Source organism: Candidatus Pelagibacter sp. HIMB1509, from assembly GCF_052047855.1.
GTDB lineage: Bacteria > Pseudomonadota > Alphaproteobacteria > Pelagibacterales > Pelagibacteraceae > Pelagibacter.
On sequence record NZ_JBNAIU010000001.1, the window covers coordinates 478,216 to 504,710 of the forward strand.

The following is a 26,495-nucleotide window of genomic DNA, read 5'->3' on the forward strand; positions in this document are numbered from 1 at the left end:
CCTTTTTTTTTGATTTTTATTTTACAACAGAACCCATATTGAAAATAGGTTGATACAAAGTTAAAAGTAATCCAGCAATTAAAGCACCAATTAGTACAATCATTACAGGTTCTATAAATTGTTTTAATGCACCTACTGCATTATCAACTTCTGCCTCGTAGTAAGTTGCAAGAGAATTAAACATTTCATCAACACTTCCAGTTCTTTCTCCAACTTTCATAAATTCTGCAAATTCAATAGGAAAAATTTTTTCATTACCAAATAATTCTGAAAGATTTTTTCCTGTTAAAATTTCTTGCTGAATTCTAGCAATTGCCTCTCTTACCAAAATATTGTTTGTGACACGACTACTTATCTCCAATGCTTCAATGATTGGAACTCCTGCATTTAAAAGATTTGATAATACCATTGCTAATTTTGCATATATAGATTTTATGACCAAAGGTCCAAATGCTGGTATCTTTAATGAAAAAGCATGAAAAAATTTTTTAACAGCATATATCCTTTTATTTAAGAAAACTAAGGTGGTTATAATTAAGGCTGTACTTATAAATAACAACCCGCCTTGAGCTGGATTTTTTAAAAAATTACTCATAGCAATTACTTTTTGTGTTGCTGCGGGTAATTCTACTCCAAGACCACCATAAATCTCCTCAAATACAGGAACAACTTTAATTAACATTACAGTTGTAACTAATAAAGCAACAGTTAATAGAATAATTGGATATGTTAATGCACCTTTAATATCCTTAATTATCTTAAGTTTTTTTTCTACTAAATTTACAATTTTATTTAAAAATAAAGCTAATGTACCACTACTTTCTCCAGCCTTAACCATGTTCACATAAGAGTCATCAAAATATTTTGGGAATTTCTCCAAGGCTGAACTAAATGATCGTCCTTGGTTTAAATCTTCGATGATTGAGTTAGTTAATTTAATCATTCCTGGTTTTTTAGCTTGTCTTCTTGCAAGTAAAATAGAGTCCATGATGGGTAGATCAGCTTTCATCATAGTTTCAAGTTTTTTAGAGAACATCATCACATCTAAATCAGATAATTTATCCGAATGTAGCTGCATTCCCAAAAAAGTTTTAATTTCTGGATCTGCACCACTAGAACCATTCGTTTTGGCTTCATTAATTTTTGAAACAGTGATCTTTTGAGCTCTTAATTTAGCAATTGCCTGAGGTTTAGTTAAAGCTTCAATTATACCTGAAATATCTTGTCCCTCTTTCTTGCCTGTATAACTAAAATTTAACATCTAGTTCTGTAATGATATGGTTCTTAAAAATTCCTCATAAGTAATCACACCATTTCTAATATGATCTCTTCCTACTTGTTCCATAGTTTTAAAACCATTTTCTTTAGCTATTTTAAGCATCTCAGGCGCTCGCCTACCTTCTATGATCGCAGCTGCTAACGCCTGATTAACTTCTAAGATTTCATAAATACCCTGTCTACCTTTGTAACCTGTATCATTACATTGATCACAACCTTGACCTTTATAGACTTTTAAAGTTTCAATTTCTGTTAATCCAAAACCAACGTCCTTTAATTGAGTTTGAGTAATTGTAGAGTCTTCAATCTTACAATTTGAACAAATTTTTCTAGCAAGTCTTTGAGCCACAACTGTATTTAATGCACCTGCTATCATGAAATTTGGAACACCCATATTAGTTAATCTTATAATTGTTTGAATTGCATCTTTAGTGTGTAGTGTTGATAATAATAAATGACCTGTTAGAGCTGCCTTTATTGCAATATCCACTGTTTCTTTGTCTCTAATCTCTCCAACTAGAATTACTTCTGGATCTTGTCTTAAGAAAGCTCTTAAGATACTTGCAAAGGTTAATCCTATTTGTTCATTAGCTTGTATTTGTCCAATTCCTTCCATTGTATATTCAACTGGATCTTCAGCTGTTAGTATATTTTTTTCAGGTTTATTCAAATGTGCTAGAGCTGCATACAGAGTTGTTGTTTTTCCACTTCCTGTAGGACCTGTAACTAAAACCATTCCTTGGGGGGATTCGATTGCTTTTATAAATTTACTTAATTCACTCATTGGTATTCCTATTTTATCTAAACCAATAACGTTAGTACTTCTAAGTAATCTCATACATATTCTTTCACCATATTTTGTTGGCACTGTATTAAAACGAACATCCACATCTATCCCATTGTTACTTTGGTCTTTTATAGTAATTGCGCCATCTTGTGGTAGACGTGTCTCAGATATATTACACCCAGCCATAATTTTTAGTCTTGTAACTACAGCCATATAATTTGGGGCCAGTATAGGATCAAAATTTTCTTGAATTTTCATAATACCATCATTTCTGTATCTCACTTTTGCAACATTATCTTTGAATACCTCAATGTGTATATCACTCGTTCCATCTCTTAATGCATCTTGGAATATTTTGTCTACAATGCTTACCACATTCATTGAACCTTTTGCGGCTGCTACAACTGCTTTTGTTGGTGCTTTTGTATCTTTCTTAGCAACTTGTATTTCCCAAACTTTAGAATTAGAAATTTGATCTATATTGCTTAATGTTCCAACAGAAAATAAGACATTTTTTTTTGTATACGATTTCAACTTAGTACCATGTGATAGCTTAAGTGGATCAGCTATAGCAACTTTAAGTGTCCCATCTTTTAATTCAAAAGGAATAACTTTTTCTTTTTTTATAAATTCAGTTGGCAAAATATTAATAAGTTCAGATTTAATTTGATCTTCTTTAAGTTCAATTTGCTTAATTGAAAAACTTCTGGATATAACCTTTGCTATATCAGCTTCTGTTGTGTATTGTTTTTTTAAAAGCTCTTCTACAATTTTAGATTTATTTGGACCACATTGAGTTGTAATTTTTGTTAAGCGATCTTGACTTAAAATTCCACTTGTAGCCAAAAGATTTGCAATTTTTTCTGATGCCGCAGAGCTTAGTTCCATTAAATAATCCTAGGTGCTAAGAATATCAAAAGTTCCTGTCGGTCATCAACTTGTGCTCTAGATCTAAACAATGTACCTACGCCAGGCATTTTGCCTAGTACAGGAACTCGACTATTATTTTCACTTAATGTTTCAGTTAAAATTCCTCCTACCACAGCAATATCACCATCAACTAATATTAAATTAGTGCTTATCTCTTTTTTGGTGATTTTTGGCGGACTTACAGATAAATCAAAAGAGTCATTGTTAATTTTTACTTCCATCATTACACTTCCATCACCTGTAATTATAGGAGTAACGTCTAATAGTAAATTTGCGTCATAATACTTAACAGAAGTTTGAATTGTACCCCCATCCGTTGTTGTTGTTTCGTTTATTCCAACTTGAGTACCTTGCTTTATAATTGCATTTTTTCCACTGATAGTGAAAAGTTTTGGATTTGATAAAGTTTTTGAATCTCCTTCAGTTTCCAAAGCATCAATTTCAAATTTAAGTTCTCCAGAGGTAGTAGATCTTATTATTCCCAAACCCGATGTACCAGAAACTAAAAAGTTTGTAGCACTTGCAACATCGTCACCTAGTGCAACATCACTGCCAGCAGTTCCAACGCCACCCCTAATAGTATTAGTTGCACCATCACTGCCAGTGTATGTTCTAGTAACACCCAATCTTGTTCCAAGCTTTGAGGCAAAGGTTGGTGATACTTCTACTAAAAAAGCTTCAATTAAAACTTGCGGTTTCTTTATATCAATTTTATTTAGGATTTTCTCTATTTCATTAATTTGAGCTTCTGTTGCTTTAACTATTAACGTTTTATTTTGATCGTTCTCAACTATGGTAAGTGATGTGGCCCCTTCTTGAACATTTTCTCCAGCTAAAATAGTTTCAAGTTGTGATTTTAAAACAGAAGGTGTTTCATAATATATGTTAAATATTTCTGTTATTTGAATATTGTCATCAGAACTTACATCTGTAATTTTGATAATATCTAAATCTTTGTTGATCGAATAAGAAAGTCCTTTTATTTCTATTATTGAGTTTATCACAATGTGCCATGGTTGATTTTTGACAGAATAATTCAATACTCCATTAACATTATCATCAACAACAATGGTTTTTTTTGCTAGATTTCCTAATCCAATTAAAGCTTCTCTTAAATCGGTATTATCAAAGTTTATAGATATAGGGAAAATAGGAGAATTAATACTTTCTGCTGAACTAGAAATTTCTCTCCTTGGTTTTAACGAATTATTATAACCAATAGAAGGTCCATCTTTAAAAGTTGAGTTGGTTTTAGTTAAACCATCTCTTTTTATAGAAACTACGTCAATTTCTTTTTTTATTTTACCACTATTACCTGGATTGTCTTTAGATGCACATCCAATAAGGCTCAATGAAATTATAATAATTAAAAAAAAATTAGCCTTATTCATTTAATCCCAAAGTAATAGTATTATTATTTTCCTGAATAGTAACTCTATCATCATCTATTTTTTTTACTAAAGCTTTATATTTTCCAATTTTTTGACCTTGTTTGATAATCACTTGATCTTCATCTCCTGGAAGTTTTAATAATGCGTAATTTTCTGAGTTAGTTCCAATAATCGTACCAACTAATTTCATGGATGTAACTGGATATATGCTTGGCTTAGACAAATTTTTTCTAAATTCTTTAATAATTTTTAAATTTTTTGAAAATGGATCAATCATTAGGTACCTTTCATCTGCGATTGACCAATTGATTGAATACATTAAAATAAAAGTTGATAATTTTAAAATAATTAATTTTCTCATATATTTAACAAGCTTAATCTAACTTTATTCCTTATATTAACTTTTCCATCTTCATTTTCTTCTATAGTCGAATCAACCACTACAAAACTTTTATCATATTTTTGAAGGGTTTTTATAAAATTCAAATAATCAATAAAGTTACCATTGATTAACAGGTCATATTCAACAATTTTATATTTATCAAAAGTATCAAATTTTCCTGGTTCATCCTTTTTTTCTTTTTTAAAAAATTCCTCAGAAGATTTATTTAAAGAAAGAATGCTCAGTTGATTATCTAAAGCTGCTTCAGAAAACAAAGTATAAAATTCATCAACTTTTGATAAGTTAAAGAAAGAATTTTTAACTCTTTCCAACTCAATTTTTGCCTCTTCAGTTTTTTTAATTAATCCTATTTTAGATGTTTCACTTGTCTCCAAAAATGATTTTTTTTGAATTAAATCTGGTTCAATAATTTTTGCAGAATTAATTGTTGGTTTAATTACAAAGAAATTTCCTATTACAAAACCAATTATCAAAATAAATAACATTGCAACTTTTGAGTAGGTTGAGCCTACTGTCAAAAATTTTTCATCTTTAATGGTCTTAATTTTTTTTATTTTCTTTTGTGCTTTAGAACCAAAAAAACCAAATGTTTTTTTTTCAATTTTCTTTTCTATATTAATGCTTTGAGAAGGATCTTTTTTTTCAGGAATTTCTTCTTTTTTTTTTATGACTTTTCTTTTAATTACTATTTTTTTAATCATTATAAATTCACCTCAATTACAAAATTTCTAAAAATATTTCCTTTTAAAACAATCTCTTGGTTGATTTCCTCACCTTGTTCTGAAATGACTGGATCATCATTTATACTGCTATCATTATTAACGATTGCGATATCAAGATTAGTTACATCTGGTTTGCCGATAGTTTCTCTGATATTTTCTACAAATATATTTAAGTCATAATCTGTAACCGCATGACCTTCAAAAATTGCTTTTGTTTCTGCAAATTGTAATTTATTCAATTTAACACCCTCTGGTACTATCATAGGTGTGTTTAAAATTAACTTATAATATTGGTTTGTTGAGTTCTGAACCTCACTTGCGAGTTTCATATCATTATCTATTTTTTTAAAGTTACCACTGATCGATTGAATTTCTTTCAATGATTGATCGTACTTTTTAGCAATTAGCGGATGTTCTTTTAATGTTTTTGATTTCTCTAAATAAATAGGAAAATTTAAAAATATAATTGCACTAAAAATAACTAATAAAAAAACAGTTACTAAATTCAAAAAATAGTTGCTGGTTTTTATTCTATTGTTGTCAATATATTTATAATTTTCAGGATTAAGATTGATTGAAAATTGTGGGATTAGTTTTTTTTTAACGTTAAAAGAATTGACAAATTGCAATGCGTTTCCAATTATAGGATATATTTTATTTATATTTAAGTAAGTATTAGGAATAGTTTTCTTTAGTTTTTTGCTTAAGCCAATATTTTTGTTATCAAATAAATATTCCTTAAGCGTATCGTATTCAACTAAATTGTCTTTAATTTCTGTTTCAATATTTTCATTATTTTTCAAGGAAATTTCTTTAATGATGATATCACTAAATTTATTTTTTAAACCGCTTGAAAAATTGTTAATCTTATTAAGTTCTGAGAATAAATAAATTTCTTTTAATTTTATTGGATTATTTTCATCACTATTTATTTCCTCAATCAAAGAGCTAGCATTTTGCATTGTTCTCTCAAAAACTTCAGACCAAAAAGGTCCATCAGGATTTTCCATGTTTTCAATCTGTTTTAGCAAAACTTTGTCAGATCTAGTTATATCTAGATTTATGAAATTGAATGAGTTATCTTTTATAGTTGCAAAATAACTTTCATCATAAGAATATTCTAGTATTCCAAAATGATATGGTTGAAATTCCTGTTTTTTAATTAATATTGAATTGATAATTGATAATAATTTAGGCTCAAAATAGTTAGCATTGATACCACATTGTTTTAAAACGTCTTTGTAAACATTGATCTTATCTTTATCTGTTTTTGCAACAATTATTTGTAATTCTAAACTTTCTTCGTTTTTAGATAAAATTTGAAAACTAACTTGTTCGGTATCTTTAAATTCGGAAAAATGTCCTAATGATTTCCAAAATTCAATATCTTTTGCTTTATCTTTAAAATTTTGAAAGATTATTTCATCAGCACTTGCAATATCTTCTTCAGGAATTGGTATTGTTATATTTTTTATTTCACAGCTTGATGTGGGTAAAATTACATTAGCTTCTAAATTCTTTATTTTATATTTCAAAACAATTTCAGATATTTTTTCTACGAAAATATCTGGATTTTTTTCAATGGTTTGATCTTTTTCAATTTCAAGTTTCTCATTAAGGAATTTTGTAATTTCATTTTTTCCATTAAATTGACAAACACTTATAGAATCTTGTAAAATTTCTATAGCTATCCTTTTTTCCTTTGAAATACTTATATTTCCAAGCATTGGGTGCACAATTTTATTAAATGCTAGTTTGGATTTTTGTTTAAAAGCCTCTAATTTTTCTTTCATATTTTTGCTTTAAATTAGGAGTTAATTTACTTTTATTAAATTAATCATTGTTTTCAAGCTTACATGGTTTACTTGGCGCTAATTAAAATTTTCAAATAAGCTTTAATTATGTATAGATTTCTTATGTTTTTTAAAAAAGGAATTACATTAATAGAAATACTAGTAATTATAGCAATACTCGGCATCTTTTCCACTATCGGTTATGTAAGTTTTAATTCAATTGATTCGGGTTCAAATCTGAGTAGTCACAAGCAAAACTTAATGAATTATCTAGAAGAAATTAAATTTAAGGCATTTAGTGATGGCAAACATTATAAAGTAATCCTTGATAATTCTGGTGATGATGTTGAAATTAATCTTTATGAACCTGACTCTTCTAATATTAAATGGCGTGATTTAAATTTAAATAGGAGATGCAACTGCCAAAGTGGTGATAGTTCAGATGATACGTGTGATAATTCATTTTCAAATGTTGCTGTATCCTCATTGACTGCTGTATCAAATTTTACAAAAACATTAGAAAATCTAACAATTAAAAATTGTAATAATGGCAGTTGTGGTACTGAAACTGATGCACCAGTTGAAATTTGTTTTTTATACGATGGATCATCACCACGCGATAAATTTTTTAAACTTGTTGGTAAAGAAAACCTAAATATTATATTAAAATTGAACAAAACTGGTCATGTTGAAAATTAAAAGTGCATTTTCTTTGATAGAGGCTCTTGTAGCTATATTTGTACTTAGCATGATAACTTTAACTTATATGAATTCGAGTTCAGTTTTTATAAGGCAACAAGCTGATTTGATTAATAAAGACAGACTTAATCAAATAGCTGATTTAATTATTCAAGATATAATGGCTTACTCTAAGTTAACTCAAAATCCATATGGTTCAATAGTTGCTGACGCACAAAACTTTGGAGGTGCAGATAATACATTAGAAGTTTCTAATGTAACAAGTATGCCTCAAGCAGGGGATATTTTTATAATTGCAGATCAAGCAAACAGATATACTGTGCAAAGTACATCTGGCTCTACCCCAGATAGCGTTGTTATAACCACAATAGAAGATCTTCCAAGCAATACTACTATTACTCAATCAAGTTTAACATTCATATCTTTTAAAAAAAATGATTTATCCTGTTTTGATGGTTTAAATCTTGCTAATGCTGATGCACCAGCTTCACTCACAAATTGCTCCTCATTACCTGATGATATAAGTGATTTATTTGATCATTGGAAAAACATTATTGATACTGAGTTTGGAAGTGATTTAACAACGAGAACTATTGTATTAGATGATCAAGACCTTATTAAAGTAACTTTAGGAGATGGCACAGAAAATATAACTATTGCAAAAAAAATTAATAATTGTTTATCTGATGCCCCAACTCAAACTATTGCTTTTTCATTTCCTGGAATTGCAGATCCTATAGAAACAGGTATCATGTCTGGCCCTGAAAATCCTGTAGCACATTATGCATATGACGGTCGTGCATATAATTTTGCAAACCCTAATTCAGATATGTCGGCAACGCAAAATACCCCTATATCTTGTACTAGAGTTGCTTTTTCAACATGCAGACAAAGTTATGCATGGGAAAATACAATAACAGTTTTTTTATATCGCTATACAGGTACAACTCCAATTAGAGTAAGAGCAACTACTTTAGGAGGCTGGAAAGGACAAGGTACTTTAATAAACCCGAATGATATTTCTTTATGGTTTATTTTTGGAGAATATAATTCAAGTAACGCACAAGATATTTCAAATCTTGGACAAACGCTTGCTGGACGGACTTATGGATATTTACGTTATAACATAAGAAATCTCCCTGATGTTGCAAGAGTTTTAACATTCAATACAAGTTCTGAAGGATGTGCGGACAATGTTGATGATGGTGATTGTGACGCAAAGCATTCTTTTGGCGGAAGTCATGCGGGTAATTTGTTTCACTTAGGAAGTAACGTCTCTACATTTTCAAATATAGAATTAACTTTGACTGGTAATCCAAGTCCATTTAGTTTGGATGCCTGGAGAATTCTGAAAAACGAACCCAATTGTTTGATAGCAAGTGGTCAGACAGGTTCAGCTCATGGAAGTGCATTAAATATAGAAGATAAAAATACTTGTTGGAATTATGTAACTGCCACAACAGACAGTTTAGCACAAGCATTAACAAAAAATCAAACGACTATGAGGCTAAATGATAGTTCAAAATTTCCATCTTCAGGAAGTTTGCAAGTAGGTTCTGAATATATAAATTATTCTTCTAACAACACAGCAACAAACACAATTACCATTTCTAGTAGAGGAGTAAGGCCTACTGGAACCTTAACAGAAACGATACCCAATTCAGGAATGGGTGGTGACTGGAAAATACAAGAAATATCTAATGGCAAGCTATTAACAGGAACTTGGGGGGGTTACCTTGAGATAAATGATGAGATTTTTGAATCTCACCAAAACTATAGCAACCATGATTGGATTGATAATAATACATTTAGAATTTCAAATAGGGGTATGCGAGGTTCATCAGAAGAAGGACATAATGTGGGAGATCAAGTTAGAAACTATGATATGAGAGCTCAGACGTGGCCCTCTGGTACAATAGTTTACGAAGGCCCTCCGAATTCAGTTCCAGTTGTTATGCAGAAGGTGGGATCAGGAAATAATCGTCATTTTCCTAGAAAAAGATTAAAAAAGAAAATTAAACTAAATGTAACACTTAACTCTGTATGTTCATAAGTAAAAAAGGAATTAGTTTGGTAGAATTAATGATTACATTGTTTGTAACTTCTTTAATTTCAGTTTCTGTTTATTATATTTATGACAGAGGTTTAAAAGATTTTTCGCAAGTCAAAGATACTGGTGAACTACAAAATGAATCAACTTATATTTTTTCATTAATCGAGAAGGATCTAGCAAGAGGAGGTTTTGTTCATCCAATAAGAGGAGATATTACTAATTCTGATAATTGTAAAGCATCAATTTCAAATGAAGATGCTGTAAAAATTGTTTCGGGAACCGAAGTAAGTGCCTGCTATGACAAACCAAGTTATGATGGAGCAGTGGCTTATAGATATAAAATAACATACAAAAAAGGTCCCTTCGCAGATGGACCAGACTCTAATACACTATATAAAAAAATAATAAGATCTGATGATTGTGACATAGAAGAAATCACAGATAGTGACCCAAATTTTGCAACTACAATACATGATTGGCAACCTGTAAGCACTAATATCAATTCAATAAATTTTAATTATCCTGTGGTAGATGGTGATACCCAAGAAAATGTAGTTAATATTGATATTGCTTTTCAATCTAAGAATAATTCAGAGAGACAATTAAATTTTGATAAAAGTGTTTTTTTAAGAAACAAAAATATCGCAACAAATACGGGCAATTGTGACGATCGTTGTCCGAATTCTATAAAACCGTTTTCTGACTATAATGTTTCATCTAATACAAGTTTTTGGAACCCAACTGCAAATAACGTACCAAGTGCAAGAGTAATTATTGAAGAAGGTTTTGACACTGATGAAGACAAATTAAAATGGGATAGTGATCTAGCAACGACCTATGGACTAACAGTGTCATTTAGCAGCGTTACAGGGGTATTAAGTATAACTGGCACAACAACTGCTGCTAATTATCAAAATTTTTTGCGAGAAGTTAGATATGTAAATACAAATGATACGCCAGCTAACAGAGATGTTTCAAATGATCCAGATCGAAAAATAATATTAGCACTTGGAGCTGATGTTTGCTCACCAGTACCAAGAATTGTTGGTACTACCTCGCATTTTTATTGTTATCAAACTAGAACTTCAGGAGGAAGTGGATCATGGGACCCTGGTGGTTTTATATCTAATAATGATTGGTATTGGTGGGGAGAGGCAGAAGCAGAGGCTGAGGCTTCAAGATATTATAATTTAAGAGGTTATCTTGCAACTGTAACAAGTAGTGCAGAAAATGATTATATCAAAGATCGAATTAGAAGAATTGATAACACTTTGCCTGCAGGATGGATTGGGGGTTCAGATGTTGGGTCTGAAAATACCTGGAGATGGATGGGAGGACCTGAGGAAGGACAGGCTTTCTTTTCAGATGATAATAACTGTAACAATGATAGCTGGGTAATTCCTTGGGCTGGAGCATGTAATGCTGAACCAAATAATAACATGGGTGCCCCATGGTGGAGTTCTGAAGCTGCTAGAGCAGGGCGAAGAGGATATAGTTGTGAACTTGGAACAGGATTTTGTTGTGATAGACCAGGAGCAAATGCAAACAATAGTGTTTGTGATGGAGAACATTATACTCAGTACAAAAGTGATGGTGATTGGAATGATTTATTTTTACCAGGATATAATAGAGCCCCATATCAAACAGATGGTTACGTTTTAGAATTTAGCACAAACTTTGTTTCAACAAATGTATGTGGTAACGCTAATAATGATCAAAGATTTGCTTGTGTAAACTATTTATTAGAAAAAAATTTAGTTATGGATGATTTCACTTATCAAGATGAGGATATGCTTAATCTATGCGATATAAATCCGTAGTATACAAAAAATCTAATGGATATGTTTTAGCATTAACAATGCTTATAATATTTGCTCTAAGTTCTTTCAGTATAGCAATGCTTCAGATTGTTAGAACAAATGCTAACAATATTGTAAAAAACCAACAAATAAACTCAGTACAGCAAGCTGCTGAGTATGGATTAGAATCTGGTCGTTTATGGTTACTTGATCAAATGACGAGAAGTGGAGGAGATGATCCAATTGTAATAACTAATACTCAAAATACTAATATTACTGGAGATTGCTTAGGATTACATGGTTATACAAATACCTCTTTAAAGGTTTGGTATGCTTATAAACGTGATCTAGAAAACTTTACAGTGAACACAGATACTAATTTTAGTCGATTTAGTTATGAATTTTATGTTCAACGTGTTGGAAATCAATCCACCATAGATGGTTACAATTATATTCCTCAAACAACAGAAGGTTCTGATTCTTTAACTGTAAATAGTTACAATAGTCGGCGAATTTTCTACAGAGTTATAAGTTGCGGTTATGGACCTAATAATAAAATTGTTCCATTACAATTATTTTTATCATCAGGAGGTGATGGCAGTTCAGGCAATGTTTCGAGGGCAATAAATATAGAAGGGTTTTATAGACCATAACAAATTATAAAATTATGTTTTTTTTGAATAAAAAATGGATAATTTAAACTATTATTAAGTTCAAGAATCATGCTTGCTGAAAAATTAAAAAAATATGCTGAAGACTATGATCTTTCAGATATTCATATAAGATCTAACCAACCTATTGCGATCAGAGTAAATGGTGAAATCATGGTTTTTGAAGATGATGTCATCTCAAAATTAGAATTAGAAGAATTTTGGAAATCAGTTTTAACAAAAAAACAATTAATAGAAATTGTAAATGAAAGAGATTTAGACTTTGCAACAATAGTTGAGCCATTTCGTTTCCGAGCTAATGGTTATTATACGAGTTATGGGCCCAGTATGGTTCTAAGAAAAATTGTAAGCGAAATCCCTGATATGGAAAAACTTGGTTTACCTTCTGCTGTAAACGATGCAATAAAATATAAAAGTGGTCTCGTTTTAGTCACTGGCCAAACAGGTTCTGGAAAATCGACTTCACTTGCTGCAATGATTGATCAAATTAATTCTAATAGATCTGAAAATATTATAACAATTGAAGATCCAATTGAATTTGTTCACAAAGCAAAAAAAAGTATAATTTCTCAAAGAGAAGTTGGAAAAGATACAGGTAGTTTCGCAAGAGCTTTAAAATCTGCTTTAAGACAAGATCCTGATGTAATTTTAGTTGGTGAGATGAGGGATTTAGAAACTGTATCATTAGCATTAACTGCAGCAGAAACAGGCCACTTAGTTTTTGGAACATTACACGCAAGTGGTGCTGCATCAACTATTACAAGAATTCTAGATGTATTTCCGCCTGCACAAAAAAATTTAGCGCAAGCAATGTTGGCTGGCTCTTTGAGAATGGTATTATCACAACAATTATTGAGAAGAAAAGGTGGAGGACGAATTGGAGCATTTGAAGTTATGACTGGAACTTTGGCAGTAAGAAATTTGATCCGTGAAGGAAAAATGTCCTCAGTAACATCTACTCTTCAAACTTCAGCTAAAGAAGGAATGATTACAATGGAAAAATATATTGAGGGATTAAAAGAAAAAGGTTTAATTGATTAGTTTTGAAGATCAATTCCCATCATAGTAATATCATCTCTTAAAATTCTTCCATGGTTGAGTTTCTTAACAATAACTTCAATTATATCTTTAAGTGAAGAATTTTTATTTTTAAATACAATTTTTTCTACACCCTCAGCAGTTAATTCATTACCATTTTCTAAATATCCCTCTGTAACTCCATCAGTATAAATGAATATTTTTTTCTCATTTAAATTTAATCTTATAGTTTTTACCATAGCCTCGCTTTTCAGGCTCATTAAACCTAATGGAGGTGAGTTTGCTTTATGGTAAGAAAATGAATCATTTTTTTTATCAAATATCATTATTGATTCATGACCAAAATTAACAAATTCCATTTCCATAGTTTTTGTATTAATTTTTCCAATTACTGCTGTAATAAACATACCTTTATAAGAAGATTCTTTCACTTGATTATTAATATTCATAACTAATTTATTTAAGTCAAAATTTAATTTTGATAGAGCTTTAAATAATGAGGAAGCATTAGCCATCAACATACCAGCTTTAACTCCTTTCCCCGATACATCGGCCAAAGTAAAATAAATTTGTTCTTCAATTTTGACATAATCAAAATAATCACCAGATACATCTCTTGCAGGAACATTAATTGCAAAAATTTCTTGCAATGGTTTTTTTTCATCAGGAAATAATTTTTTTTGAACTTCGCCTGCTATTTCTCTTTCTTTTTTTAGGACAAGTTGCTTCTTTTCGTTATCTAATGCTGCTCGATTTTCCTCTACAAACCTCCAATACAAAACGATAGTGAATAGAATAGTGCTTGTTAAAATTGTATTGTAAACATCTACAAAATAGTTTTGTTTATATAAAATTAAACTTACCAAAAACAAAACTACAATTTGAAAACTATAAAATAATATTGAAAAAGTTGGTCTTATATAACTGGTAAATATAATTACCAAAATTAAACTTACAATTAAAATTACATTTTCAATTATTTTAGTTGTATCATTAGAAATTATAAAATCATTTGATAAAATATTTTCTATTATAGTTGCATGAACTTCTACACCAGGAATGATTTTATCAGTTGGAGTTTTCACTAGATCAAAAATACCTTGTGCAGAGGATCCAATAAGAATTATTTTATTTTCAATGTTTTTAGGATTAAAATTATTGTAAAATATATCTGATGCTGAAATATAAAAATCATCATTAAACTTTTTATATTTCACATTTAATAGAGCATTTTCATCTACTTTTATTTCATTTGTTCTAGTCTTGATTTTCTGAATACCAGAAGAATTTGTTTCTATTAAAATGATTTTTTGATTATTAAATAGTCTTACAGCCTCTATTGACAAAGAAGGAACAATAGATTTATTAATATTAATCATCATTGGAACTGATCTTAAAATTCCATCTTCGCCCTCAATAATTGAGATAGTTCCCAATCCTTTAGCTTTGTCATTAAACTTGGGCAATGAAGTTATTAAACTATTAAAAGAATATAGAAAATTTGATGGGCTTTCTCCTCTTTGTATTAGATTTGCTTTAATATTAACATCTTCTTCAAAAACTTTATCCTCAACAGCACCTACTAATGGTAAAATTACATTAGATTGCTCAATTGAGCTTGATAATAATTGATCGCTATCAAATAATTTATTTGCTTGATTTTGTAGTTTAAATTCTTCAAGAAATAGTTTTGGGTTTTGTTTATCAGGTTCACTAAAAAATATATCAAAAGCAATTACTTTCGCATTTGCTTTATTTAGATTTTCTATAATTTTAGAGTGAATATCTCTTCTCCAAGGAAATTGACCTAATTTTTTTATACTATTTTCATCAATGTCTACAATAACGACTTTATTAAAATTCGATTTTTCTTCAAAAATCTTTTGAAAAAAATCGTAATTCATATGACCAATTCTTTTTTGGAAACTATTTTCAATGTTATTAAAAATTACAAAAACTACGATAATAGATAGTATTATTAATTTTTTTTTCACAATTATTTTAAATTATTTTTAATTAAGCTTTATACAAGTGAATTTTTCTCATGATTAGAAAAATTTGATTTTAAAAGTCTATTTTGTAAATTTTTAAATATCTTGAAGAGATTTAACTTCAAGTTTTTTTGTCTTTAGTGACTTGATTGCATTTAAACATGCGAGAGCTGTTGACATATTTGTACAGTAAGGAACTTTATTTTTTAAAGTCGCTCTTCGAAGCGCAATTGCATCGTTTAGTCTATGTTCACTGTTTCCACCACCCGTGTTAATTACAAGTGCAATTTTTTTAGAATCTAAAACATCAACAATGTGAGGACTGCCACTACTTACTTTATTAATAATTCTGCATTTCATTCCATGTTTTTGTATGTATTCAGCAGTACCTTTAGTTGCACATAATTTAAAATTGTTTTTAATAAGCTCTCTTGCAAGATCAATACCTTCATCTTTATGTGAGTCTTTTAAAGATATAAATGCGAGACCTTCCTTTGGAAGTGAATTGGCTGCAGCAATTTGACTTTTAGCAAAAGCCATTCCAAAATCTTTATCAAATCCCATTACTTCACCTGTAGATTTCATTTCAGGGCCTAAAAGTAAATCACTATTTGGAAACTTATTAAAAGGAAATACAGCTTCTTTTACAGCATACATTCCTTTTGATTTATCTTTAAGATTAAATTTTGAAAGTTTTTCCCCAGCCATTATTCTAGATGCTATTTTTGCAAGTGGTATCCCTTTTGCTTTTGATACAAAAGGCACAGTTCTACTAGCGCGAGGATTGACTTCAATAATATAAATTTCATCTTTTTTGATTGCATATTGAATATTCATAAAACCTTTTACTTTAAGTGCTAAGGCAAGTTTTTTAGTTTGATTTTCTATCTCTTTAATTAGATATGGTTTAATAGACACCGGCGGCAAACTACAAGCTGAGTCCCCAGAATGAATTCCTGCCTCTTCAATATGTTGCATGATACCTGCTACATAAACATCCTTTCCATCAGAAATAGCATCAACATCAACTTCCATTGCATGATCTAGAAATTTATCAATTAGAATTGGATTTTCTTCAGCAGCTTTAAATGCTTCTTCAACAAAGTTTTTTAACTGACTTTTTTCATGAACAATCTCCATTGCTCTTCCACCTAGAACATATGAAGGCCTAACCACTAGTGGTAAACCAATTTTCTCTGATATTTTGATTGCTTCTTTAAATGTTTTTGCGATTCCACTATCAGCTTGTTTTAAATTTAGTTTAATTAATAAATTTCTAAATTGATCTCTATCTTCTGCTAAATCTATCGAGTTGTACTGTGTTCCTAAAATTGGAAGTTTGTTATCATTTAAAAATTTAGCAAGTTTTATTGGAGTTTGTCCTCCAAACTGAGCAATAACTCCTATTAGATTTCCTTTCTCTTGCTCTTTTTTAATAATGTTAAATACATACTCTTCTTTCAAAGGTTCAAAATATAACCGATCACTCGTATCGTAATCAGTAGATACAGTTTCAGGATTACAATTTACCATGATCGTCTCAAAACCTGCATCTTTTAAAGAAAAACTTGCCTGACAACAGCAATAATCAAACTCAATCCCTTGGCCTATTCTGTTAGGGCCACCACCTAGAATTATTATTTTCTTTCTATTTGAAGGATCTGCTTCGCACTCAGAATTTTTTGAGAAATTTCTTTGATAAGTTGAATACATATAAGGAGTAAAAGATTTAAATTCCGCGGCACAGGTATCAACTTTTTTATATACAGGTAGCACTTTTAGAGCTGTTCTTTTTCTTCTTACTGTATCTTCTGATGAATTAGTAAGTTCAGCTAATTTTTTGTCTGAAAAACCAATAGATTTAATTCTATTAAATTCATTATAATCTTTTGGAAGACCTCTTTTTTTAATAACTAACTCGTTATCAACAATTTCTTTAATTTGTCCTAAGAACCAAGGATCAATTTTAGATAAACTATATATTTTTTTTAAGCTAATTTTTTTTCTAAAAGCCTCAGCAACTAGGATTATTTTATTTGGAATATGTTCTTTAAGTTTTTTTTCTAGTTGCTTTCTATTTAGATTGAATATTTGGTCTAAACCAGAAAAACCAGTTTCTAATGAGACTAATGCTTTTTGAACAGACTCTTTGAAATTTCTTCCAATAGCCATTGCTTCTCCAACTGATTTCATTGAAGTGCCCAATGTTGATGGCGAGGTAGAAAATTTTTCAAAAGTAAATCTTGGTATTTTAGTGACAACATAATCAATACTTGGTTCAAAAGAAGCAGGTGTTACTTTTGTAATCTCATTTTTAAGTTCATCTAAAGTATAACCAACCGCGAGCTTAGCCGCTACTTTTGCAATTGGAAACCCAGTTGCTTTAGATGCAAGTGCTGATGATCTTGATACTCTAGGGTTCATTTCAATTACAACCATTCGTCCATTTTTTGGATTGATTGCAAATTGAACATTGGACCCACCTGTCTCAACTCCAATTTTTCTTAAACATGCAATAGAGGCGTTTCTCATAACTTGATACTCTTTATCAGTAAGAGTTAAAGCTGGAGCAACGGTTACGGAATCTCCTGTGTGAATTCCCATAGGATCAATATTTTCTATTGAACAGATAATTATACAGTTGTCTTTTTTATCTCTTACAACTTCCATCTCAAATTCTTTCCAACCCTCTAAACACTCTTCTACAAGAACCTGGCTAACTGGAGACTCATGTAATCCGTTTTTTATAATTTTAAGATATTCTTTTTTATTCTTTGCTATCCCACCGCCTAGACCACCTAGAGTAAATGCAGGTCTTATGATTGCAGGCAAACCAATTTTATTTAGAACTGTAGAGGCTTGATTAATATTATTAACAATTTCAGATTTTGGTAAATCTAGACCAATATCAATCATATTTTTTCTAAATTTCTTTCGATCTTCAGCATTAGAAATTGCTTTAGAATTTGCTCCAATAAGTTCTATTTTGTATTTTTTTAAAATTCCTTTTTTTTCTGCTTCCATTGCAAGATTAAGAGCAGTCTGACCCCCCATAGTTGGAAGAATTGCATCTGGTTTTTCTTTTATAAGAATTTTCTCTAGAACTTCTAAGGTGATTGGCTCTATATAAGTTTTATCTGCAACATCTGGATCTGTCATGATTGTTGCAGGATTAGAGTTAATTAAAACAACTTTATAACCTTCATCTTTCAAAGCTTTGCAAGCTTGTGTTCCTGAATAATCAAACTCACATGCTTGGCCAATAATAATTGGACCAGCACCTACTACTAAAATTTTTTTAAGATCTTTTCTTTTTGGCATTTTTTTTCATATTGTTAATAAATTCTTTAAATAAATAGACACTATCTTGTGGCCCAGGGTTAGACTCGGGGTGATATTGAACTGAAAATACAGGTTTATTTTTTAACTTAATACCCTCAATACTATTATCAAATAATGATTTGTGAGTGACTTCAATATTTTTCGGTAAAGTTTCTTTAACAACCTCAAAGCCATGGTTTTGACTAGTGATCTCTACATTGTCATGAATTAAATTTTTTACAGGATGATTTGCACCTCTATGACCTAACTTCATTTTTTTTGTTTTACCACCAAGTGCTAAAGCGAGAATTTGGTGACCCAAACAAATACCAAATATTGGAATGTTTTTTTTAATAAGGTTTTTAATTATATTTATCGCATACTTTCCTGTAGCAGCGGGATCTCCAGGACCGTTTGATAAAAATATTCCATTTGGTTTAAGACTTAAAATTTTTTCAGCAGATGTCTTGCAATGTACAACTGTCACTTTGCAATTGAAATCAGAAAAATATCTTAAAATATTTTTTTTAATTCCATAATCTATTGCAACAACATGAAATTGATTTTTTTTATTTTTTATAAATCCATCTTTCTTTTTCCAAGTTTTAAAACCCTTCCAAATATAATTTTTTGGAGTTGATACTTCTTTTGCAAGATCAAGGTTTTTTAAACCACTCCATTTTAAAGTAGTATTTGTTAGTTTGCTTATATTGAATTTTTGCTTTTTTGAGAAAGCAATCGTTCCTTTTGGTGCTCCTTTATCCCGGATAAAATTAGTTAGACTTCTAGTATCAAGACCAGTGAGCCCAACAATTTTGTTATTCTTAAGCCATGCATCTAAATGTAAAAAAGCTCTATGGTTTGATGGATCTGTTATTTCTGAATTAAAAATTACTCCTTTTGTCCATATTTTATCAGACTCTATATCTTCTTTGTTGGTACCTACATTTCCAATGTGGGGAAATGTAAAATTAATAATTTGCCCTGCATAAGAAGGATCTGAGATTATTTCCTGGTAACCTGTTAAAGAAGTATTAAAACACACTTCTCCAGTTGCCTCTCCTTCGTAGCCAATACCAATTCCTTTAAATACCTTCTTATTTTCAAGAACTAAAACGCCTGTATTAATTTGATAATTATTTTTTGAGTTTATTTTTTTTGAATTTTTGATCAATTACAACTCATGAGTTAAAGGTTAATACAATAATTGCTTTATTATCGCAACAGAGATGTATTATAAAATTGTAAAAAAACAATTTTTCTTTTGAAGAATTTTTTCTTTGAAGTAGATTAAAAAAATTATGTCATTAAAGAACACTATAGAAAACGAATATAAAAATGCTCTAAAATCAAAAGATAAAAATAAAATATCAACCTACAGGTTAATTATATCTTCTATTAAGGATTTAGACATTGCAAATCGTTCTGGGCCCAACAAAAAAGATACAGATGATGAGGATATTAAAAAGCTTCTTAAAAAAATGGTTAAACAAAGAGCCGAATCTATTGAGATTTATAAAAAAAATAACAGAACTGATCTGTTAGAAGTTGAACAAAATGAATATGATATTTTAACTAGTTTTCTGCCTAAACAAATGAGTGAAGAGGACATAAAAAAACTATGCGCTGAATTAATCTCAAAATTAGGTGCTAGTTCGATTAAAGATATGGGTAAAATAATGGGTGAGTTAAAGAAATCTCATTCTGATGAAATTGATTTTTCTAAAGCTGGATCAATAATTAAGGAATTATTGAATAGTTAATGAAATACCCCAAAGAGTATTTAGATGAAATTAAGACACGGTTGAAAGTGTCTACCGTTGTTTCAAAAACAGTTTCATTGAAAAAAAGAGGTAAAGAATTTGTAGGTTTATCTCCATTTAAAAACGAAAAAACACCTTCATTTACAGTTAATGATGAAAAAGAATTTTATCATTGTTTCGCTACCTCAGAACATGGAAATATTTTTGATTTTATAATGAAAACTCAAAATTTAAAGTTCGGAGAAGCCGTTAAGCATTTGGCGCAACTAGCTGGCATGCAACCTTATTTGTTTTCAAAAAAAGATGTAGAAAGAGAAAAAAAGTGGAATGAATATAAATCAATCTTTAATGAATATGTTGATTTTTATCACAATGAATTAATTAAAAATGAACAACATTCAAATGCTAGAGAATATTTAAAAAATCGATCTTTAAGTAAAGAAAACGTAAAAAAATTTAAAATTGGATATGTGGAAAAAAATCCAACTATGTTCGAGCAATTTAAAAATAAATATAGTGAACAAACCTTAGTTGAAACTGGATTGTTTTATTTAGATGAAAAAAAGAAAATTTATGTCGAAAGATTTAGAGGAAGATTAATTTTCCCAATTAATAATATAACTGGTCAACCAATTGGTTTAGGTGGAAGAATAATAGAAAACCTAGATTATCTTGCAAAATATATTAACTCACCTGAAACTTTATTTTTTAAAAAAGGATCAAACTTATACAATCTAGATTTAGCTAGAAAATTATCAAATAAATTAGATCATATTTATTTGGTCGAAGGTTATATGGATGTTGTTGGGTTAAGTAAAAATGGAATTGATAATGCTGTTGCAAATCTTGGTACCTCACTAACTGATAGACAAATTCAAATTCTTAATCAATTTTTTGATGACATTATTATTTGCTTTGATGGTGATGAAAGTGGTTATAAAGCAGCATTAAGAGCTGCAGAAAATTTAATTAAAGAATTAAAACCAGAAAAACAAATTTCATTCTTATTTTTACCAAATAAAGAAGACCCTGATAGTTATGTGAATAAAAATGGTAAAGCTAATTTCATAGAATTTACGAAACAATCTAAGTTGTCAATTCATCAATTTATTTTTAGTCACTACAAAAAACAAACTGAAAACAACCCTTCTTCTATGGCTATTTTTGAAAAAAGATTAAGAGATGTAGCAAATACTATCAAGGACGATTACATAAAAAAATATGTATTAGAATATTTTTTAGAGAAAATTGCAGAATTAACTCCTCATTCTAATCAAAAAAATAAAAAAAATTATAAGAAACCAACCAAATCTTTAGATGCTACAAAGAAGTATTATAACGAAAGCCAGTCTTTATCTGGAGTTGAGCTTAAAGAATTTTCCTTAATTTATTTGGTAATTAATAATTTAAATTTAATGCAATCAAATATTCATTTAATTGAAAATATTAAATTATTTACTGAAATTAACAAAAAAATCTTTAATCAAATAATAGAAGTATTAAAATCTGAAAATGAAATAGCTATTCAGGACTTACATTTGGATAGTCAAATAATTGAAAAAATAAATAAATTTGCGCCAATAAAATATATTTTAAAAAATAATTCTGAAGATGAAGAAAAAATCATTGAATTACTTGAAGATATTTCACGAGATTTAATGAATTATGATCTTGAGTTCCGAATTCAAGAATTAGAATCGAAGTTCTCAGTCGATATGAGTGAGAGCACATTTAATGAGCTAAAAGAGCTCAAAAAAAAGCAGAATCTCAATTAATAAGGACAAATTTGTAATGGATTTTTACAGATTTGACATTATATAAGACTTTCAACTTTATCGCTGTGGAAAGAATTATTACAAAATCATTTGCTAGATTAATGGGTCGTGGAACTCATAGAGGTTTCATAACTTATGAAGAATTAAGTAAATCGTTAGGTAAAAGAAATTTATCTGATGAAAATCTTGCTCAAGCTTTTATCCATATCTTAGATGAAAATATTTCATTAGTTGAAAAAAAATCAGATTTTAAAGTACTAAGAAAAAAAGAAAACTCAAACAAAGAAGAAGGTAAAACAATTGAGAAAAGTGATGATCCTATCAGAATGTATCTCCGAGAAATGGGAGGTGTTGAATTACTTTCAAGAGAGGGAGAAATTGCAATTGCAAAACGAATAGAGGCTGGAAAAGATGTGATGTTAATTGCACTATCACAAAGCCCAATAACAGCGCAACAATTTTTTGAGTGGAATGAAAAACTTCAAAAAGATGAAATATTGGTTAGAGAAATTATAGATATTGATACAAATTATATGGAAGATGAGTCAACAGGACCTAGTGCTAAACAAAAAAATGCTGGTGAATTAGATAACGAGGAGAGCTCATCAGATGAAGATGATGACTTTAATCCAACTCTTGCTGCAATGGAGACAGAAATTAAACCAAAAATATTAAAAACAGTTAATAGACTAACTATACAATACACAAAACTTATTAAATATCAAAAAGAAAAGTTAGATTGTGTTTTAAATTCTCAAAACTTTACACCTGCTAAGGAAAAAGGTTACGAAAAAATTGTAAATGATATTTTAGAAAATATTAATTCACTTCAGCTTTCTCCATCTGTTTTAGAAGAACTCGTACAAAAACATTATGTTGAGAATAAAAAAATTGTTTCTTTAGAAGGAAACCTTTTGAGACTTGCTATGGATCAAAAAATATCAAGAAATGAATTTATAAAATTTTATGTCGGCAATGAAATAAATCCAAATCTTAAAAAATTTTTAGATACCAATTTAGTTTGGAAGCAATTCTTTACAAAAAATAAAGAGGAATTTAAAAATATAAGAGAAAGACTTATTGAAATTAGTCATAAACTTGGAATTTCTGTTACTGATTTTAAAAAATTAGTAAGCAGAATTCAGAAAGGTGAAAAAGAGTCTAGAATAGCAAAAAAAGAGATGGTTGAAGCTAATCTTAGATTAGTGATTTCAATTGCTAAAAAATACACAAATAGAGGATTACAATTTTTAGATTTAATTCAAGAAGGTAATATTGGGTTAATGAAAGCAGTAGATAAGTTTGAGTATAGAAGGGGTTATAAATTTTCTACTTATGCGACTTGGTGGATTAGACAAGCAATTACTAGATCGATTGCTGACCAAGCAAGAACAATTCGTATACCTGTTCACATGATAGAGACTATAAATAAAATAGTTAGGACTCAAAGACTAATTTTAAGTGAATTTGGGAGAGAAGCAACTCCAGAAGAGTTGGCACAAAAACTAAGAATGCCTCTAGATAAAGTTAGAAAAGTATTAAAAATTTCGAAAGAACCAGTTTCCCTTGAAAAACCTGTTGGTGATGAAGAAGATAGTAGTTTAGGAGACTTTATAGAAGATACAAAGGCATTAGCGCCATTAGAGCAAGCTATAAAATCTAACCTTGGAGAAGCAACTACAAAAATTTTATCTACTTTAACACCAAGAGAGGAAAGAGTATTAAGAATGAGATTTGGTGTTGGTATGAATACAGATCATACTTTGGAGGAAGTTGGTTTACAGTTTTCTGTGACAAGAGAAAGAATTAGGCAGATAGAGGCTAAGGCTCTCAGAAAACTAAAACACCCAAGTAGATCTAAACAACTAAAAAGTTTCTTAGAAAGTTAGATTGGGCCGTTAGCTCAATAGTAGAGTACTGCATTGACATTGCAGGGGTAGTTGGAGCGTAACCAACACGGCCCACCAATATTGATTTATCTTTAATTGATAAGTTAATAAAAATGATATAACAAACTACTATTTTGGGCCTGTAGCTCAGTTGGTTAGAGCAGTACACTCATAATGTATTGGTCCCAGGTTCGAGTCCTGGCGGGCCCACCAAACTTAATCTTTTGATACACCTGCTAATTTCCGCAAAAGATATATTTCTTTATCTGTTAAACCTTTTCTATTTAATTCTGCAACTATTGTTTTTTTAAGATTTTTCATAGATAAAAATGAAAGTATACCAACGGTAAAAGTAAGCAATGAAATCCAAAAATTTGAGAAATTTATAAGAGTTAAAAATATTGAAATTATAATCCAAAAAACTGTTAAACCCGTAATAATAATTTTTTGACTTTTTAAATCTTTTATTTTTAAAAAAAATAGAAACATAAGAGTGATAAGCATTAAAATTCCAGAAATTGTAAACCACAAAAAAATTGAAATGTCAGATGTACTTCCACCTACAAAGGTATCCTCCATTGCCTCATTAACAAAGTATAAAATTACCCCTTTATATGATGCGTAGATTAAAAAAAATGAGGAAGTTAAAGCTGAAATTAAAAGTATTGATTTAGTTGAAATCTTCAAAATTTATTAGCTGTTTGAAAAATCCCTTAATTTTGAAATCAATGCATTGATATCACCATCAGCACTAAGGATAATTGAATTAAATTCCTCTTTCTGAGTTCTTGCTAAACTTAATCCTTCAATAATAAGATCTCTAATAAGTGGTTGTTCCTTATTTTTTGTATAGATTCTCCAATCTATTTTAACAGCTGGTCTATTATCAGTCGCCGCAAGAGTGCTTGAGACTATAGTATAGTTTTCGTTTATTTTTTTTTTTGAGTCTACATTTATAATAGGATTAGAATACTCCGCTAGTCTGCTTGAGAAACTTTGTAAAAAATATTCACTGAATACTTTCTCATATTCATTTTTTTGTTCATCAGATGCACTTTTCCTATGAGCTCCAAGTGAATAGAAACCTATACCTTTTATATCAACTGTATCTAAAGCTATCGATTTTAATTTATTCATTCTTTCCTCTTTAGTTAAACCACTACTTAAAGTTTCAGCAGCTCTATTAACAGTAGACTGAACAAAAACATCTGCTTCTATCGAGAAACTTTTTGTTAAACTAAGATTAAATAAGATAAATAAGATAAGTAATTTTTTCATTTTATTGAAATAATTAATTATTTGTTGTCGATTTCTTCCCAGCCATTATCATCTTCAAAAATTATTTCTAGGTTTCCTCTTTGAAGATTTTTAATTTTATTTTCTCTATCTTGTAAATATAAACTTCTGATAGAAGCATAAAAATCTATTGAATTTTTTTCAAGATTTTCAAGTGACTCTATGTTATTTGCTCTAAATTCAATACCACTTATACCTTTAGATGCCAAATAAACTCCTTCACTCAAAAATTCATTATTACCATGAGTAGAGACATTATACCAAGGGTCCCCACCTAATACATTAACAAATGATCCCGTAGTATCCCTAACGGTGGATGGCCCTAGTACTGGAAGTACAAGATAGCAACCTGGTCCAAATCCCCATTTACCTAACGTCTGACCATAATCTTCTCTTTCGTATTTCGGAAATCCTATTTTATTAGCAACATCAACAAAACCTAAAATTCCAACAGTAGTATTGACTATCAATCTTCCCGTATTGACGAATGCAGTTTTAACATCACCTTGTAAAACATTATTTGGTATTGTTATTAAGTTAGATAAATTTCTTACCGCATTACTTGTGCCTGTTTGTATTCCCTCTGGTAATTTTCTATATCCTTTTGCTATAGGTTTTAATAATGTTTTATCAAGACCTTGGTTAAATGAAAAAGTTGCTCTATTTAATTTTTCAAAGCAGTCTCTAGTTTTTGTTACTTGCTCAGTTTTCTTTTTGTTTAAAGTTAATTCTCCGTCTGATCCCGCATGAGCACTAAATCCTTGTAAGAAAATTAGAAAAAAGATTATTAATATTTTTTTAAACATTGCTCACCTTATATTATATAAATTTTTATAATAAAGTAATTTTTAAATTAGAAAAATGTCAATAAAGTGTTTAATAATTGTTGAAAATAG

General features: G+C 29.6%; 20 protein-coding genes and 2 tRNA genes. 10 read left to right on the forward strand and 12 right to left on the reverse strand.

Annotated features, from left to right (window positions below; genetic code table 11):
• Window positions 1-16: 16 nt before the first annotated feature.
• From ACTTBO_RS02510 to ACTTBO_RS02535, 6 genes are read right to left on the reverse strand one after another with little or no spacing between them, the layout of a single operon-like run.
• Window positions 17-1,261 carry a type II secretion system F family protein gene (locus tag ACTTBO_RS02510; RefSeq protein WP_440656209.1) on the reverse strand — a complete coding sequence of 415 codons (1,245 nt, stop codon included), beginning with the start codon at window positions 1,259-1,261 and terminating at the stop codon, window positions 17-19.
• Window positions 1,262-2,953, reverse strand: coding sequence for a GspE/PulE family protein (locus ACTTBO_RS02515; protein WP_440656211.1), 1,692 nt, complete (start codon window positions 2,951-2,953; stop codon window positions 1,262-1,264).
• Window positions 2,953-4,386, reverse strand: coding sequence for a secretin N-terminal domain-containing protein (locus ACTTBO_RS02520; protein WP_440656213.1), 1,434 nt, complete (start codon window positions 4,384-4,386; stop codon window positions 2,953-2,955). Before ACTTBO_RS02520 ends, ACTTBO_RS02515 begins: the two co-directional genes overlap by 1 nt.
• Entirely contained in the window at window positions 4,379-4,747 is a 369-nt protein-coding gene (locus ACTTBO_RS02525; protein WP_440656215.1) for a pilus assembly protein PilP, read from the reverse strand. The genes ACTTBO_RS02520 and ACTTBO_RS02525 overlap by 8 nt, the downstream gene beginning before the upstream one ends.
• Window positions 4,744-5,490 carry a hypothetical protein gene (locus ACTTBO_RS02530; protein WP_440656217.1) on the reverse strand — a complete coding sequence of 249 codons (747 nt, stop codon included), beginning with the start codon at window positions 5,488-5,490 and terminating at the stop codon, window positions 4,744-4,746. Before ACTTBO_RS02530 ends, ACTTBO_RS02525 begins: the two co-directional genes overlap by 4 nt.
• A complete protein-coding gene (locus tag ACTTBO_RS02535; RefSeq protein ID WP_440656219.1) occupies window positions 5,490-7,304 on the reverse strand; it encodes a hypothetical protein in 1,815 nt (604 codons plus the stop codon). Before ACTTBO_RS02535 ends, ACTTBO_RS02530 begins: the two co-directional genes overlap by 1 nt.
• Before the next feature lie 123 nt (window positions 7,305-7,427).
• Here ACTTBO_RS02535 and ACTTBO_RS02540 point away from each other — a divergent pair, with 123 nt between their 5' ends.
• The 5 genes from ACTTBO_RS02540 (at window position 7,428) to ACTTBO_RS02560 (ending at window position 13,567) form a co-directional block, all read left to right on the forward strand.
• Entirely contained in the window at window positions 7,428-8,003 is a 576-nt protein-coding gene (locus ACTTBO_RS02540; protein ID WP_440656221.1) for a pilus assembly FimT family protein, read from the forward strand.
• The gene (locus ACTTBO_RS02545) at window positions 7,990-10,056 is read left to right on the forward strand and encodes a hypothetical protein (protein ID WP_440656223.1); all 2,067 of its coding nucleotides are present in this window, start codon (window positions 7,990-7,992) and stop codon (window positions 10,054-10,056) included. Before ACTTBO_RS02540 ends, ACTTBO_RS02545 begins: the two co-directional genes overlap by 14 nt.
• Window positions 10,047-11,876: a hypothetical protein gene (locus ACTTBO_RS02550; protein WP_440656225.1), complete on the forward strand. Its 1,830-nt coding sequence runs from the start codon at window positions 10,047-10,049 to the stop codon at window positions 11,874-11,876. The genes ACTTBO_RS02545 and ACTTBO_RS02550 overlap by 10 nt, the downstream gene beginning before the upstream one ends.
• The gene (locus tag ACTTBO_RS02555) at window positions 11,858-12,508 is read left to right on the forward strand and encodes a hypothetical protein (RefSeq protein WP_440656226.1); all 651 of its coding nucleotides are present in this window, start codon (window positions 11,858-11,860) and stop codon (window positions 12,506-12,508) included. The genes ACTTBO_RS02550 and ACTTBO_RS02555 overlap by 19 nt, the downstream gene beginning before the upstream one ends.
• Before the next feature lie 69 nt (window positions 12,509-12,577).
• Window positions 12,578-13,567, forward strand: coding sequence for a type IV pilus twitching motility protein PilT (locus ACTTBO_RS02560; RefSeq protein ID WP_440656228.1), 990 nt, complete (start codon window positions 12,578-12,580; stop codon window positions 13,565-13,567).
• Here ACTTBO_RS02560 and ACTTBO_RS02565 read toward each other — a convergent pair.
• From ACTTBO_RS02565 to carA, 3 genes are all read right to left on the reverse strand, one after another.
• Window positions 13,564-15,558, reverse strand: a complete 1,995-nt coding sequence (locus tag ACTTBO_RS02565) for a CHASE2 domain-containing protein (RefSeq protein ID WP_440656230.1) — start codon at window positions 15,556-15,558, stop codon at window positions 13,564-13,566. The genes ACTTBO_RS02560 and ACTTBO_RS02565 overlap by 4 nt on opposite strands.
• A gap of 93 nt (window positions 15,559-15,651) precedes the next feature.
• Window positions 15,652-18,876 (reverse strand): carbamoyl-phosphate synthase large subunit, encoded by a 3,225-nt coding sequence (gene carB, locus ACTTBO_RS02570; protein WP_440656232.1) that lies wholly within the window; start codon window positions 18,874-18,876, stop codon window positions 15,652-15,654.
• A complete protein-coding gene (gene carA, locus ACTTBO_RS02575; RefSeq protein ID WP_440656234.1) occupies window positions 18,854-20,050 on the reverse strand; it encodes a glutamine-hydrolyzing carbamoyl-phosphate synthase small subunit in 1,197 nt (398 codons plus the stop codon). Before carA ends, carB begins: the two co-directional genes overlap by 23 nt.
• A 127-nt stretch (window positions 20,051-20,177) precedes the next feature.
• Here carA and ACTTBO_RS02580 point away from each other — a divergent pair, with 127 nt between their 5' ends.
• The 5 genes from ACTTBO_RS02580 (at window position 20,178) to ACTTBO_RS02600 (ending at window position 24,516) form a co-directional block, all read left to right on the forward strand.
• The gene (locus ACTTBO_RS02580) at window positions 20,178-20,639 is read left to right on the forward strand and encodes a GatB/YqeY domain-containing protein (RefSeq protein WP_440656236.1); all 462 of its coding nucleotides are present in this window, start codon (window positions 20,178-20,180) and stop codon (window positions 20,637-20,639) included.
• Window positions 20,639-22,414 carry a DNA primase gene (gene dnaG / locus ACTTBO_RS02585; RefSeq protein ID WP_440656238.1) on the forward strand — a complete coding sequence of 592 codons (1,776 nt, stop codon included), beginning with the start codon at window positions 20,639-20,641 and terminating at the stop codon, window positions 22,412-22,414. Before ACTTBO_RS02580 ends, dnaG begins: the two co-directional genes overlap by 1 nt.
• A 65-nt stretch (window positions 22,415-22,479) precedes the next feature.
• Window positions 22,480-24,303: an RNA polymerase sigma factor RpoD gene (gene rpoD / locus ACTTBO_RS02590; RefSeq protein WP_440656240.1), complete on the forward strand. Its 1,824-nt coding sequence runs from the start codon at window positions 22,480-22,482 to the stop codon at window positions 24,301-24,303.
• A 3-nt stretch (window positions 24,304-24,306) separates the two neighbouring features.
• Window positions 24,307-24,381 (forward strand) — tRNA-Val (locus ACTTBO_RS02595).
• A gap of 58 nt (window positions 24,382-24,439) precedes the next feature.
• Window positions 24,440-24,516, forward strand: a tRNA-Ile gene (locus ACTTBO_RS02600).
• Between the two features lie 3 nt (window positions 24,517-24,519).
• Here ACTTBO_RS02600 and ACTTBO_RS02605 read toward each other — a convergent pair.
• Genes ACTTBO_RS02605 through ACTTBO_RS02615 form a run of 3 tightly spaced genes read right to left on the reverse strand, consistent with a single transcriptional unit; the run spans window position 24,520 to window position 26,405 of the window.
• Entirely contained in the window at window positions 24,520-24,990 is a 471-nt protein-coding gene (locus ACTTBO_RS02605) for a hypothetical protein (RefSeq protein WP_440656242.1), read from the reverse strand.
• A gap of 6 nt (window positions 24,991-24,996) precedes the next feature.
• Window positions 24,997-25,581, reverse strand: coding sequence for an MlaC/ttg2D family ABC transporter substrate-binding protein (locus ACTTBO_RS02610; protein ID WP_440656244.1), 585 nt, complete (start codon window positions 25,579-25,581; stop codon window positions 24,997-24,999).
• A 17-nt stretch (window positions 25,582-25,598) separates the two neighbouring features.
• Window positions 25,599-26,405: an MlaA family lipoprotein gene (locus ACTTBO_RS02615; RefSeq protein WP_440656246.1), complete on the reverse strand. Its 807-nt coding sequence runs from the start codon at window positions 26,403-26,405 to the stop codon at window positions 25,599-25,601.
• Between the last annotated feature and the right edge of the window lie 90 nt (window positions 26,406-26,495).

Coding starts and splice junctions, on each gene's coding strand:
- ACTTBO_RS02555 (WP_440656226.1), top strand. CDS start 11,858: ATGCGATATAAATCCGTAGTATACAAAAAATCTAATGGATATGTTTTA.
- ACTTBO_RS02540 (WP_440656221.1), top strand. CDS start 7,428: ATGTTTTTTAAAAAAGGAATTACATTAATAGAAATACTAGTAATTATA.
- ACTTBO_RS02580 (WP_440656236.1), top strand. CDS start 20,178: ATGTCATTAAAGAACACTATAGAAAACGAATATAAAAATGCTCTAAAA.
- ACTTBO_RS02525 (WP_440656215.1), bottom strand. CDS start 4,747: ATGAGAAAATTAATTATTTTAAAATTATCAACTTTTATTTTAATGTAT.
- ACTTBO_RS02610 (WP_440656244.1), bottom strand. CDS start 25,581: ATGAAAAAATTACTTATCTTATTTATCTTATTTAATCTTAGTTTAACA.
- dnaG (WP_440656238.1), top strand. CDS start 20,639: ATGAAATACCCCAAAGAGTATTTAGATGAAATTAAGACACGGTTGAAA.
- carB (WP_440656232.1), bottom strand. CDS start 18,876: ATGCCAAAAAGAAAAGATCTTAAAAAAATTTTAGTAGTAGGTGCTGGT.
- ACTTBO_RS02515 (WP_440656211.1), bottom strand. CDS start 2,953: ATGGAACTAAGCTCTGCGGCATCAGAAAAAATTGCAAATCTTTTGGCT.
- ACTTBO_RS02550 (WP_440656225.1), top strand. CDS start 10,047: ATGTTCATAAGTAAAAAAGGAATTAGTTTGGTAGAATTAATGATTACA.
- ACTTBO_RS02510 (WP_440656209.1), bottom strand. CDS start 1,261: ATGTTAAATTTTAGTTATACAGGCAAGAAAGAGGGACAAGATATTTCA.
- ACTTBO_RS02615 (WP_440656246.1), bottom strand. CDS start 26,405: ATGTTTAAAAAAATATTAATAATCTTTTTTCTAATTTTCTTACAAGGA.
- ACTTBO_RS02520 (WP_440656213.1), bottom strand. CDS start 4,386: ATGAATAAGGCTAATTTTTTTTTAATTATTATAATTTCATTGAGCCTT.
- ACTTBO_RS02560 (WP_440656228.1), top strand. CDS start 12,578: ATGCTTGCTGAAAAATTAAAAAAATATGCTGAAGACTATGATCTTTCA.
- ACTTBO_RS02545 (WP_440656223.1), top strand. CDS start 7,990: ATGTTGAAAATTAAAAGTGCATTTTCTTTGATAGAGGCTCTTGTAGCT.
- ACTTBO_RS02530 (WP_440656217.1), bottom strand. CDS start 5,490: ATGATTAAAAAAATAGTAATTAAAAGAAAAGTCATAAAAAAAAAAGAA.
- ACTTBO_RS02535 (WP_440656219.1), bottom strand. CDS start 7,304: ATGAAAGAAAAATTAGAGGCTTTTAAACAAAAATCCAAACTAGCATTT.